The sequence below is a fragment of the Halomonas sp. Ps84H-12 genome, from assembly GCF_024124725.1.
Lineage (GTDB): Bacteria > Pseudomonadota > Gammaproteobacteria > Pseudomonadales > Halomonadaceae > Vreelandella > Vreelandella aquamarina.
The window spans coordinates 1-13,084 of record NZ_JAMXSJ010000011.1 but is presented as its reverse complement, the minus strand read 5'-3'; the positions used below and the strand labels follow the sequence as shown (position 1 = coordinate 13,084).

Below are 13,084 nucleotides of genomic sequence, written 5' to 3'. Positions count from 1 at the left end.
CAACGTACTTGACAAAGACACCACACACACGCCGCGTGCTGATTACCGGCGCCACGGGGGCCATCGGCGGAGCGCTCGCCAAGGCGTATGCGACGCCCCAGACGCATCTGATTCTGCATGGACGCAACGTCAGCGCCTTAGAGGACGTGGCTAACGCCTGTCGCGAAAAAGGGGCTGACGTGTCGCTCTCCTCCATCAACCTCACTGATGAGGAGGCACTAGCGCAGTGGCTCACCACGCTCCGTGCCGAGCAGTTGCCGGATATCGTGATCGCCAACGCAGGCAAGAACACACATCCTGAGCAGTTGGGCGAGCTCGAGCCCTGGGCCGATGTTCAAGCCTTGCTGAACATCAACCTCACCACCCCCATTGCCATGGCGCAGCACTTGGTACCCGCCATGCGCGCACGGGGTAGCGGCCAACTGGTATTCATTAGCTCACTGGCAGGTTGGCATGGACTACCCAGCACGCCCACGTACAGTGCCAGCAAAGCGGGCATCAAAGCGTATGGCGAAGCCTTGCGCGGCTTGCTCGCCCCCTGCGGCATCGGGGTAACGGTCGTCATGCCCGGCTACGTCACCTCCCCCATGTGCAATGCCATGCCTGGCCCCAAGCCCTTTGAGTGGCCACCCGAACGAGCCGCCAAAGTGATCATTCGTGGCATTCGCGCCAACCGTGCGCGAGTCAGCTTCCCGTTTCCGCTCAACTTCGGCACTTGGTGGCTGGCCGTCTTGCCAGCAGGCGTGTCGCAGTGGCTCATCAAACGACTGGGTTTCGATCATGTAGGAGGCCGGTAAGATGCTTGGCCACCTGCTCCTATCGCTTAGCCTGCCGCTCTTCATCGGGCTAGTGTTCAGCCTAGCGTTCGAAGCGCTGCTGTCTCCACGGCCTGCTCCTCTCTGGCAGCGGCCGATGGCAGCCAATGTGATCCATCTCGGCAGTTGGCTACTGCTATTTGGGCTTTTCACGCTGCTGCTCCAGCGTCCCTGGTTTGCCGTGGTCTTCGTGCTGTCACTCCAGCTCGTGGTGGTCCAGTCAAGCAATACCAAGTCCAAAACGCTCAACGAACCGTTCATCTGCCACGACTTCGAGTACTTCTGGGACGCCATCCTGCACCCACGGCTTTATGTCCCGTTTTTTGGCATTGGCCTCGCCATCGCGGCCAGCAGCGCGGGGGCCATCGCCATTGGCAGCTTTCTCTATGTGGAGCCGTCGCTGGTTAGCCAGTGGAGCACCGTGCTCTTTTTACAAAGCACCGGACTGCTCGCCGGGCTCGGGGCAGTGCTGGTAGCCGTTGGTTTACGCTCACTCGGCGCCATGTCCCTGCAACCGGTCGAGGATCTACATCGCGTGGGGCTATATGCCAGCCTTTGGACCTATGGGGTAGCATTGATGCGCTCGTCACCGCCTGACCCTTTGGCATCCCCCTACGCGGCTGCCAGCCAGCCCAGTGCCGTCGCTTCACCAGATAGCGCCGAGCGACCCAATGTCGTCCTGGTCCAGAGCGAATCATTTTTCGATCCGCGCCCATGGTGCCCAGAGGTCGCCCCGTCGCTGCTGCAACATTTCGATGCCACCTTTACCGAGGCCGTCGAAAAGGGTGAGTTGAGCGTACCCGCTTGGGGCGCCAATACCGTACGCACCGAGTGCGCGGTGCTCACAGGCCTGACACCCAGCGATTGGGGCCCACGACAATTCAACCCCTACCGCACGCTAAGCCGCCACCCGCTGCCCAGCGTGGCGAGCGCTTTTCGCGCGCAGGGTTACCGCACTATTTGCGTGCACCCTTACCCCGCTACCTTTTACATGCGCGATAAGGTCATTCCGCAGCTAGGCTTTGATACCTTTATCGATATCAGCGCGTTTAGCAGCAGCAGCGATAAGCACGGGCAGTACATAGGCGACCGAGCCGTGGCACGAAAGGTTGGACGCCTGCTGAAAGATGACGATAATAGGCCGCTATTTATTTTTGTGATCACCATGGAAAACCACGGCCCGCTGCATCTGGAAGCGCCCCAACAGGCACGTTTGGCCGATACGCTGCCGAACGCCGCGTGGCCGCTTCCAGGCCATCTGCGGGAGCTCGCCGTTTACTTGCACCATTTAGGTGAAGCTGATCAAATGCTGGCAAGCGTTAAAACAGCGCTAAACGAGAGCACGAGGCCTGGAATACTGAGCTGGTATGGCGACCACGTCCCTATACTGCCCGATGCGTATGGGTACTTCATGCCCCCTACGGGCAGCACCCCATACATGATATGGTCAACGCAACCAACACCGCCTGACCAAATGCCTGCCGAGCAACCGCCGCAGGGAATAGCAGCCAACGAACTTGGCGTCCGGCTATTTAAACAAGTGTTTGGACGCGATATAAGTAACGATGTGATCAAGGCAGAACCAGAACCTCAGGAGCAAGAATGACTAAACGTGTGGCCATCATCGGTGCCGCCCATCGTTTCCCCGGCACCACCCCTGAAACGTTCTGGCAAGACCTGCAAGCCGAAAAAGACCTCGTCACCCAAGTGGCTCCAGATCGCTGGAGCCACGACGCCTTCTGGCACCCAGACAAACGCCACCCCGGCACCAGCGTCACCTTCGCAGCGGGCAGCCTGGGCGATATTAGCGGGTTCGACGCAGCGTTTTTCGGCATTTCACCCCGCGAAGCCGCCAATATGGACCCGCAGCAGCGCATGCTGCTGGAGCTCGCCTGGGAAACCATGGAAAGCGCCGGCATTGTGCCCAGCACTCTGCGTGGCAGCCAGTGCGGCGTTTTCCTGGGCGTCGCCAGTCTTGACTACTCTTACCGTTTAGCCGATGACATGTCGGCTATTGATGCTTCGACCGCCACGGGCAACACCTCGAGCATCGCCTCCAACCGACTCTCTTATGTGTTTGACTTGCATGGCCCCAGTATGTCGCTGGACACCGCGTGCTCGTCCTCGATGGTGGCGTTTCACCAAGCTTGCCAATCCATCCGTAGCGGTGAAACCACGATGGCGCTGGCGGGCGGTATCAGCCTGCACTTGCACCCCTATGGCTTCATCATCTTTTCCAAAGCCAGCATGCTGTCGCCCACCGGGCGCTGCCAGGTCTTCGATGAAGCAGGCAATGGCTACGTGCGCTCGGAAGGCGCGGGCCTGTTTCTGCTCAAGGACTACGACCTGGCCATCGCCGACGGCGACAACATCCTGGCGGTGGTAGCCGGGTCGGCGGTCAACACCGACGGCCACAAATCCGGCCTGACCGTGCCCAACCCCAGCGCTCAGGTTGCCCTGATGCGCAGCGCCTACGAGCAAGCGGGCATCTCCCCCGATGAGATCGACTACCTGGAAGCCCATGGCACCGGTACCGCCGTCGGCGACCCCATCGAAACCCGCGCCATTGGCGAGGCCATTGGCAAACATCGGCAAACGCCGCTGCCGATTGGTTCGGTAAAAAGTAATGTCGGCCACTTGGAAACCGCCTCGGGCGTGGCGGGGCTTGCCAAAGCGCTTTATAGCCTGCAGCACCGCGAGGTGCCCGCGACCATTGGCATTCGCAAGCTGAATCCGCGCATCAAGTTCGACGAATGGAACTTGAGCGTGGTCACCAAAGCCCAGCCGCTGAAACCCACAGGCCGTTTGGTGATTGGCATCAACTCGTTTGGCTTTGGTGGCGCCAACGCCCACGTCATTTTGGAGAGCGCACCGGAAAAAGCGGCAGCGCCTCGCCAAACACCCACTACCCCGCTGCCCATTCGCCTTAGCGCCCGCAGTGAAGCAGCCTTGACCGACAATGCGCTGGCGCTGGCCAAGCACCTGCAGGTATCCGGGCAGGATTTTTACGATATAGCCCATACGCTTTATCACCACCGTGAGCAGCACAGCCACGGCGCGCTCTGCTTTGCCAGCAGCGCTGACGAAGCCGCCACGGCACTGCGCCAGTTTGCCGAAGGAGAGGCCAGCCCCGTCATGACGCTAGAGCGCCTCGCCAACGCCCGAGGCCCGGTGTTCGTCTACGACGGTAACGGCTGCCAGTGGGAAACCATGGGCCATGACCTGCTGGATACCGACGCCGACTTCACGGCCGCCATCGATCGTGTCGACGCTCTGTTCCAGCGCTACGGTCGCTTCTCTCTGCGTGACGAATTAGCAGGCCGCAACCAGTCAGAGGGCGAAGAGAGCCGCTTCGTACGCACCGAAATCGCCCAGCCCGCACTGTTTGCCCTGCAGGTAGCACTGACCGAGTGGCTAAAAGCGCAAGGCATTACGCCAGCCGCCGTGTTTGGGCACAGCGTAGGCGAGGTAGCGGCCGCGTGGGCATCTGGCGCACTGAGCCTGGAAGACGCGGTCAAAGTGATTTATTACCGCAGTGACTATCAGGGCAAAACTCGCGGCCTAGGGGAAATGACGGCGGTGGCGATGAGTGCCGATGAGATCACCCCTTGGCTCGCCAAGCCCGAATTCGACAAGATCAGCCTGGCGGGCATCAATAGCCCCAAAGGCATTACCCTGGCGGGCGACCGAGACCAGCTCGGCGAGCTGGACGCTGCGCTGAGTGCCGAAGGCACCTTTGCCAAGCGCCTGCCCCTGGATTACGCCTTCCACAGCCCCGCCATGGACAGCATCCAGGAAGGCGTGATGGAAGCGCTGGCCGATATTCAGCCGCAGCCCTCTCGAATTCCGTATTTCTCCACCGTCACCGGAGCCTTGGCCGAAGGCACGACGCTGGATGCCCACTACTGGTGGCTCAACATCCGCGAGCCGGTGCTCTTCGATAGCGCAGCGACCGCCCTCATCGAGCAGGGTTACAACGTCTTCGTCGAAGTCGGGGCGCACCCGATCTTACGCCGCTATCTCAACGAATCGCTGCGCCAGCAAGAGCGCAGCGGCTTAGTCTTCGGCACCATCGAGCGCCACAAGCCAGGGTTAGAGGGCTTGAACCGCACGCTCAGCCAGCTGCTACTCAGCGGATTAAGCGTCAACAGCCAGCGCTTCTTCCCCGTGGAGGGCCAGCGCGTCCTGCTGCCCCGCTACTCATGGCAGCGCACTCACCTATGGGTTCAAGGCACCAACGACGGCCAAGGCCTGCTATCACGCTATTACCAGCACCCGTTGCTGGGTTACCCATTAGCGCAGCAAGAGCACACCTGGGAAAGCCAGCTAGACACCAAGCGGCAGCCTTGGCTGGCCGACCATGTGGTGGGTGAAGGGGCCGTCTTTCCCGGCGCGGGCTTCGTCGAACTGGCGCTGGCCGCCGCGCTACAGCAGAAAGAGACGCCGGTTCTCGATATCGAGGAGCTGGAAATTCGCGCCCCGCTGCTGCTGGACGGCCCCAATGGCCGTACCATGCGTCTCACCCTCGACCCCGATGACGGACGTCTGGCCATCCACTCCCGAGAGCCCGCCACGGGAAGCGAGTGGCAGCTCAATGCCGTGGCACGCCGGATGCGCGAAAGCCGCGGTTTCCTGCTCAACCACAGGGCGCCAGCGCTACCCAAACGTGATGCTGACTATACCCTAGACGAGCATCTGCACATGGCCGAACGCATTGGCCTGCACTATGGCCCAGCGTTTCAGGCGATTCAACGCGGCTGGATCGAGGGCGATAGCGTCATTGGGGAAATCGCCCTCTCAGAGGCGGTAACGGCTCAGTTAAACACGCTACACGTGCATCCGGGCATTCTGGATAGCGCTTTCCAAATGTTCATTCCGCTGCTGGCACAGCACAGTGAATTCGCCGCCCAACTCGCCTTCGTACCGGTGCGCGTCGGTCGTATCCAAGTCAATGCCGAAGCAGGCACGCCCGTGTTGGCGCGTGCGGTCATGGGCAAGCGCGCTCCGCACTCTTTCACGGCGGACTTCGAGCTTTACGATGCCCAAGGCCGCGCCGTGGCGGTGCTGAGCCAAACACGCTTCAAGGCCATTCGCCTCAACCGTGCGCACCACCAACACTTTAGCTATTTAGACGTGGAGCTCACGCCCGCACCGCTGAAAGCCGCCGCGCTACCGCTTCCCGCAGATGCACTGACGCGCCTGATGGGCTTGAGCGATGCTTACACCGCCAGCACTGGCCAGCGCTATGCGCAAGAAGTTGCCCCCCTGCTCGATAGCCTTAGCGAGGCCTTCGTCCAGCAGGCTAACGGCGGCGACGACGAATCCCCAGCGCCAGAGACCATCTGGCAGCTCTTGGTGCAGGAGTACCCCGACTACTTCGCGCCCATTCACCTCGTCGGCCGCTTGGGCCTGCACCGTGAACCGCTACTCAATGGCCGTGATACGCTGGAAAGCCTGGGCATCACTGCCGAGCATTTGGCCGGCATCAATCGTGTCCTGGTGGGTGAAAGCGGTTGGCAAGTTCTGGCCCATGAGCTAGGTGCGCTGATGGAGGCCTCTCTGGCCACCCTGCCAGATGGCCAACGCCTCAATCTACTGGAAGCAGGCCCCTGCGCGCCCGCGTTGGGCCAGCGCTTGCTGGAACAGCTTGCCCACGGCGCCCCGGCTACGAACGACCGTTATCGCTACCGCGCGCTCACCACGAGCGACACGGCGCGCCACCAGGCGGAACAGCTGCAAGAGCGCTACCCGCTGATGGACATTCAGCCATTAGACGAGGCGCTACCGGCGCTGACAGCCGCGCAAAAGGCACAGCTTGCGTTTGTCAGCGCAGATGTCACCCAACCCGAGCGCACACGCCAACTGATCGAGGCCCTACCCGCACAATTGGCGCCGGGCGCGCAGATCATGGTGATTGGCCTTCATCCGAGCCGTTGGCTGGACGACCTGCTGGCAACGCCGGGCATCGACCAAGCGGCACTCGAACAGAGCACGCTGATCGAGTGGCTGAGCCACCAAGGGTTGAGCGTTTCCGCGCCTATCGAACTAGAGGAAGCGGGCGCTTACTTACTGCATGCGCAACACCCAGGGCTTGGTGACACCGACGCGCAGGTAGCCAGCGCGCAGACCCTGGTGGTAGCCGATGCATCACGAGAAGCGCTTGCTTCACAGCTGGCGGAGCATCTAAGCCACCACACAGGCCACCGCGTATGGCTTCGGATCAGCGACGCAGCGCCGCAAACGCTACTCAATGAAGCGCTGGCCGATCTCACCGACACACCGACGGCACTGAACGTGCTCGATCTGCGTGAGCTAGGCAGCACGACCACCGAGGCTCAAACGCAGCGCTGTTTCGCCGCGCAGCAGTGGTCGTTGGCGCTGGAAGCGAGCGGCCTGGACGCGCAAGGCTGCCGTGTGACCTTATGGCTGACCACTCAAGGCTTCCAGCGTGCCGACGACGCCGCGCTATGGGGCTTTGGCCGCTCGCTGGCCAACGAGCCCGTGGGCCACAGCGTCACCCTCGTTGACTTGCCAGATGCCCCCAGTGCGTCTGCGCTCGCCACCTTCGCGGCCTCTATCGCGGAACCGGATAGCGAAAACGAGCTGGTGATAACGCAAGAAGGCACCCGCTTTGCCACGCGCCTACGTACACTGCCAGCGCCACACCCCGCTAAAGCCGACAGCTCAGCGCCCACGCGCCAAGCGATGACGCTAAGCTTCGCCCTGCCCGGCCAATTGCGCCAGCTACAGTGGCGGCCTCGCCAACTACCCGAGCTTGGCGCTGACGACGTCGAGGTGCGCGTCAAAGCGACCGGCCTCAACTTCCGCGATGTCATGTATACCCTGGGCTTGCTATCGGATGAAGCCATCGAAAACGGCTTTGCTGGCCCCACCCTCGGCCTCGAGTTTTCCGGTGAAGTGGTGGCCGTGGGCAGCAACGTTCACCACCTAACGCCCGGCCAAGGCGTCGTAGGGTTTGGTCCCGCCAGCTTCAGCGACCGCCTGATGGCCAGCCAGCACGCCGTGGCGCCCCTGCCGGAAGGTGTCAGCTATGCCGCTGCCGCCACCATCCCGACGACCTTTTTTACCGTGTATTACGCGCTAAAACACTTGGCACGTTTAGAACCCGGCGAAAAAGTGCTGATTCACGGCGCTGCAGGCGGTGTGGGCATTGCCGCGCTACAAATCGCCCAGTGGATGGGGGCCGAGATTTACGCCACGGTGGGCTCGGAAGAGAAGCGTGATTTCCTCCGCCTAATGGGCGAAGAGCGCCTGTACGACTCCCGCTCGCTCACCTTCGCCGAAGAGATCCTCGAAGACACCCAGGGTGAGGGTGTCGATGTCGTCCTCAACTCCCTGGCCGGTGAAGTCATCAACCAGAACCTGCGCGCTTTACGCCCATTCGGTCGCTTCCTGGAGCTTGGCAAGCGCGACTTCTACGAAAATACTCACATCGGTCTACGGCCGTTCCGCAACAATCTGAGCTACTTCGGCATCGACTCCGACCAGCTGATGAAAGTGCAGCCTGCCCTCACCCAGCGCCTGTTCGGCGAAATGATGGCACTGTTCAACGACGGCACGCTGAGCCCGCTGCCGTTTACCGCCTTCAGCCACAGCCAAGTCATCGATGCCTTCCGCTACATGCAGCAGGCGCGCCAGATCGGCAAGGTCGTCGTCACCTACGAGCAGCCCATTGCCCCGCCGCGCCAGGAACAGCTAGGCACCGCCAGCATGCAGCTACCCAGCAATGCCAGCTACCTGGTGACCGGCGGCCTGGGTGGCTTTGGCCTAAAAACCGCACAATGGCTGGTCGATAAAGGCGCACGCGAGCTGATTCTACTCAGCCGCAGCGGCCCGGCCAGTGAAGAAGCGCAAGCAGCCGTGGCTGACTTCGAAGCGCAAGGTGTGAACGTGCTGGCGGCGGCGTGCGACATTACCGACCGCAATGCCCTGGCACAAGTGTTCGAGCGCGCCAAACGCGAGCTCAGTCCGCTGCGCGGTATCGTGCATGCCGCCACGGTCATCGATGACGGCTTGATTCGCAACCTGGATGCCGAGCGGATTCAAAACGTGCTCTCACCGAAGATCGACGGTGCCAAACACTTAGAGGCGCTGACGGCCAACGACACCCTCGACTTCTTCGTGCTCTACTCATCGGCGACCACTCTGTTTGGTAACCCAGGCCAAGCGAACTATGTGGCCGCTAACCACTGGCTCGAAGCGTTTGCTGCCCGCCGCCGTTCGCAAGGCCTACCAGCCACCTGCGTACGCTGGGGCGCGATTGACGACGTTGGTTTCTTGGCGCGTAACACCCGCACCCGTGACGCGCTGCAAGAGCGCCTGGGCGGCTCGGCGCTGCGCTCAGACGACGCCCTCAAGGTGCTTGAACAAATGCTGCTGACCCCCGGGCCAAGCCTGGGCGTACTGGAACTGGAGTGGGGAGCCCTTGCGCGTTTCCTGCCCACCTCCGACACCCCGCGTTTCGACGAAATTGCCCGCGCCAGCGATGACGACGGCAGCCTGGATAGCGTCGACGACATCAGCGCCCTGCTGGCCGATCTCTCGCCCGAAGAGCTGCACAGCACGATCACCGAACTGCTGCGCGCCGAACTGGCCAGCATTCTGCTCATCGATGAAGAAAAAATCGATGTGAACCGCTCGGTCTACGACATGGGCTTCGACTCGCTCATGGGGGTCGAGTTAATGACGGCCATCGAGAACCGTTTAGGCGTCCAAGTACCGGTGATGGTGCTCAGCGAAGCCTCGACGCTGGATAAGCTTGCAGGTGTGCTGATTCAGAAACTGCACCAGCGCGATGAGGATGTTGAAGAGTCGCCACAAGATGCGTTAGCCTCTCTGGCCGCCCGCCACGGTGCGGATGGCATCAACAGCGAGCCCGCATCCTCCCCTGCGACCGAGACACCATGACCGCCAAGCGTTCTGAGTTAAAACGCCAGCTTCTGGAAAAAGCGCGCCAGCGCCCTACCGCCAGAGCCGCCGCTCCCTCTGCCCCCAGCGCCCAAGGCGCGGGGGCAGCCCGTTCCGTACCCGAGCGCTTTACGCGCTTCGATGCGCACCCAGGCTATCAGCAGCTCATAATGATGCGCCAAGGCGCTGAGCAGCTCGGCCTGGAGGTGCCCTTCTTCAAGGTACATGAGGGCCTGGCGGGGGCCACGAGCGTGATGGATGGCCGCACCTGCATCAACTTCGCCAGCTACAACTACCTGGGCTACTCCGGAGACCCGCGTGTTGTTCAAGCAGCCAGTGATGCAGCCGCCCACTATGGCACCTCTGTCTCAGCCAGCCGTGTGGTCTCAGGGGAGCGCCCTATTCATGGTGAGCTAGAGTGTGCTATTGCCAAGACCTACGCCGTAGAGGATGCCGTCGCGTTCGTCAGCGGCCACGCCACCAACGTCTCCACGCTAGGCTACCTGCTGGGCCCCAAGGATCTGATCCTCCACGACGAGTACATCCACAACAGCTCGTTGGTCGGTGCCCAGCTCTCCGGGGCCAAGCGCATGTCGTTCAGCCACAACGACCCGGACGCTTTGGAGGCATTGCTTGTCCAACACCGCCATCAGTTCGAGCGCGTCCTGGTCGTGATCGAAGGGCTCTACAGCATGGACGGCGACATACCCGACCTGCCGCGTTTTATCGCCCTCAAACAGCGCCATCAAGCCTGGCTAATGGTCGATGAAGCCCACTCTTTCGGCGTGATGGGAGAAACCGGCCTGGGCCTGCGGGAACACTTTGCCATTGACCCCACCGATGTCGATATCTGGATGGGCACCATGAGCAAAACGCTCTCCGGCTGCGGTGGCTATATTGCGGGTAGCACTGCTCTAGTCGAGACGCTGCGCTACTTCGCACCGGGCTTTTTGTACAGTGTCGGCATGCCCGCGCAAGTGGCCGCCCCCTCGCTCAAAGTGCTGGAGCTAATGCCCCAGGAACCCGAGCGCGTCGCCAAACTGCAGGAAATCTCCCGCTACTTCCTAGAGCAAGCCCAAGCCCGTGGCATGGACACCGGCCACAGCATCGGCTCCGCCGTGGTGCCCATCATCGTCGGCAGCTCGCCCCTGGCCGCGCACCTCTCCAACGCGCTGCTGGAGCACGACATCAACGTCCAGCCCATCCTGTACCCCGCCGTACCGGAAAAAAGCGCCCGCCTGCGCTTCTTCCTCTCCTGCGAACACACCCAAGCCCATATCGATGAAACATTAGACGTGCTTGAAAAGCTGTTGGCAAAAGGGATGTGATTCGTGGTGAATGGTGAATGGTGAATGGTGAATGGTGAATGGTGAATGGTGAATGCCAACACCGTAGCGCGGCGTAACGAAAGAGCGAGAGCAACGAGCGAAAGAGGCACCCGCGAGGGCGGCGATAGCCGCCTAGAAGGTGGCACGTTAAACTAGGGAGCCACTGGGCAATAGGAAAAAGTCAATGGTAGTAGAAACAGTCGAGACCAGCACTGCCCACTGGTACGTCATTCAGTGCAAAGGCAGCGAATCTTTTCGCGCGGCGGAACACCTCTCTAATCAAGGATACGAGGTGTTTCACCCGGTGCTGGATGTAAAACGCAAACGCCAAGGCAAGCTCACCACCGTCACCGAGCCGCTGTTTCCCTACTATCTATTCATCCGTTTAGACCAGGTCGTCAGCAACTGGCGGCCCATCCGCTCTACGCGTGGCGTCCTGCGCCTACTCACCTTTGGCAACACGCCCATCGCCGTACCCGATGCCCTCGTCGACACCCTGCGTGCCCAACCCCATCGCCAAGAAGGCAGCCACAGTTACTTCACCGCTGGCGAAAAAGTCACCATCACCGACGGCCCCTTCAAAGATCTAGAAGCCATCTTCACCCGCTGCAAAGGCGAAGAACGCGCCATCGTATTGCTCAACGTCCTTCAACGCCCACAACACGTAGAACTACCGGTTGAAAGCTTGGAAAAGCGGTGAAGCGAATGGCGAATGGCGAATGGCGAATGGCGAATGGCGAATGGCGAATGGCGAATGGCGAATGATAGTAAACGGTGAATGATCAACCGTAGCGCGGCGTAACGACTGAGCGAGAGCAACGAGCGAAAGAGGCACCCGCGAAGGGCGGCGCCAGCCGCCCTGATCACGCCACCACCACCCACCGCGCCACCGCACACCCATATGGCCTCATCGGCATCCCTAACGGGATGCTTCGCGGGTGCGCTCCGCTTACACCGCGCTACGGGGTCATCGCCAACATCGGGCACAGGTAACCACCCCCCGCACGAAAGATGCACTCCCTTCCCAATCAAGGTACGCTTACCCTAAATTCACTGCAGGGAAGCAGCCCTTGGCCACCTACCGACGCGCGCACATCCCCGGCGGCACCTACTTCTTCACAGTGGTAACCTACGGCCGCCAACCGCTCCTGGCGGACCACCTCAACATCAACGCCCTGGGCCGGGCCTTCCGTCGCGTGAAAGAAGAACGCCCCTTCACCATGGACGCCTTCGTCCTGATGCCCGACCACCTGCACTGTATCTGGACACTCCCCGAAGGAGATGCGGATTACTCCTCCCGATGGAGAGACGTCAAAAAGTATGCCTCTCAAGAATTTTTGTTTCCCCCCGGCAGCCCACATGCTTGGCAGCGTGGATTTTGGGAGCACGTCATCCGCGATGAGAACGATTGGCAGCGCCACATGGATTACATCCATTACAACCCAGTGAAGCACGGCTGGGCGCAGTCCCCCCGCGAATGGCAATGGTCCAGCTTTCACCAATGCGTCAAGAAGGGATGGTACGAGCCAGACTGGGGAGCGCAAGACATACCGGACGTCGCCGATATGGACTGGGAGTAGAATGCCTGCCCCCCTACCGGAGTGCTTCGCGGGTGCGCTATCGCTTACCACGCGCTACGAATGTATGCCCCGCCCCGTAGCGCGGCGTAACGAGCGAAGGAGGCACCCGCGAAGGCGGCGATAGCCGCCTGGATGAAGCTGCCGTGAATGATCACACCTCGGTGCCACCATCGGCACTCCTAACGGAGTGCTTCGCGGGTGCGCTCCACTTACACCGCGCTACGGGTTCTCACCTCAATTGCCGACACTGGGCGCTTGCACATACCCGTAGCGCGGCGTAACGAATCTTGCGAGGCACGAGCAAATGAGGCACCCGCGAAGGCGGCGATAGCCGCCTGGATGAAGCTGCCGTGAATGATCACACCTCGGTGCCACCATCGGCACTCCTAACGGAGTGCTTCGCGGGTGCGCTCCACTTACACCGCGCTACGGG

6 protein-coding genes are annotated in these 13,084 nt (G+C 61.4%); all 6 read left to right on the top strand.

What is annotated here, in order from left to right:
- Positions 1–8 precede the first annotated feature (8 nt).
- The 6 genes from NH344_RS07460 to NH344_RS07435 all read left to right on the top strand — a co-directional run bounded on the left by NH344_RS07460 (position 9) and on the right by NH344_RS07435 (position 12,651).
- Positions 9–797, top strand: a complete 789-nt coding sequence (locus NH344_RS07460; protein ID WP_089675762.1) for an SDR family NAD(P)-dependent oxidoreductase — start codon at positions 9–11, stop codon at positions 795–797.
- A 1-nt stretch (position 798) separates the two neighbouring features.
- Positions 799–2,421, top strand: coding sequence for an LTA synthase family protein (locus tag NH344_RS07455; RefSeq protein ID WP_253027714.1), 1,623 nt, complete (start codon positions 799–801; stop codon positions 2,419–2,421).
- On the top strand, positions 2,418–9,743 hold the full coding sequence (locus NH344_RS07450) for a type I polyketide synthase (protein ID WP_253027713.1): 7,326 nt from the start codon (positions 2,418–2,420) through the stop codon (positions 9,741–9,743). The genes NH344_RS07455 and NH344_RS07450 overlap by 4 nt, the downstream gene beginning before the upstream one ends.
- On the top strand, positions 9,740–11,071 hold the full coding sequence (locus NH344_RS07445; RefSeq protein WP_253027712.1) for an aminotransferase class I/II-fold pyridoxal phosphate-dependent enzyme: 1,332 nt from the start codon (positions 9,740–9,742) through the stop codon (positions 11,069–11,071). The genes NH344_RS07450 and NH344_RS07445 overlap by 4 nt, the downstream gene beginning before the upstream one ends.
- Positions 11,072–11,255: 184 nt before the next feature.
- Entirely contained in the window at positions 11,256–11,771 is a 516-nt protein-coding gene (gene rfaH / locus NH344_RS07440; RefSeq protein ID WP_253027711.1) for a transcription/translation regulatory transformer protein RfaH, read from the top strand.
- A 238-nt stretch (positions 11,772–12,009) separates the two neighbouring features.
- Positions 12,010–12,651, top strand: a complete 642-nt coding sequence (locus NH344_RS07435) for a transposase (RefSeq protein WP_366072596.1) — start codon at positions 12,010–12,012, stop codon at positions 12,649–12,651.
- The last annotated feature ends 433 nt before the right edge of the window (positions 12,652–13,084 follow it).

Excerpts from the sequence above, each read along its gene's own strand:
- NH344_RS07455 (WP_253027714.1), top strand. The coding sequence starts at position 799 with ATGCTTGGCCACCTGCTCCTATCGCTTAGCCTGCCGCTCTTCATCGGG.
- NH344_RS07450 (WP_253027713.1), top strand. The coding sequence starts at position 2,418 with ATGACTAAACGTGTGGCCATCATCGGTGCCGCCCATCGTTTCCCCGGC.
- NH344_RS07445 (WP_253027712.1), top strand. The coding sequence starts at position 9,740 with ATGACCGCCAAGCGTTCTGAGTTAAAACGCCAGCTTCTGGAAAAAGCG.
- rfaH (WP_253027711.1), top strand. The coding sequence starts at position 11,256 with ATGGTAGTAGAAACAGTCGAGACCAGCACTGCCCACTGGTACGTCATT.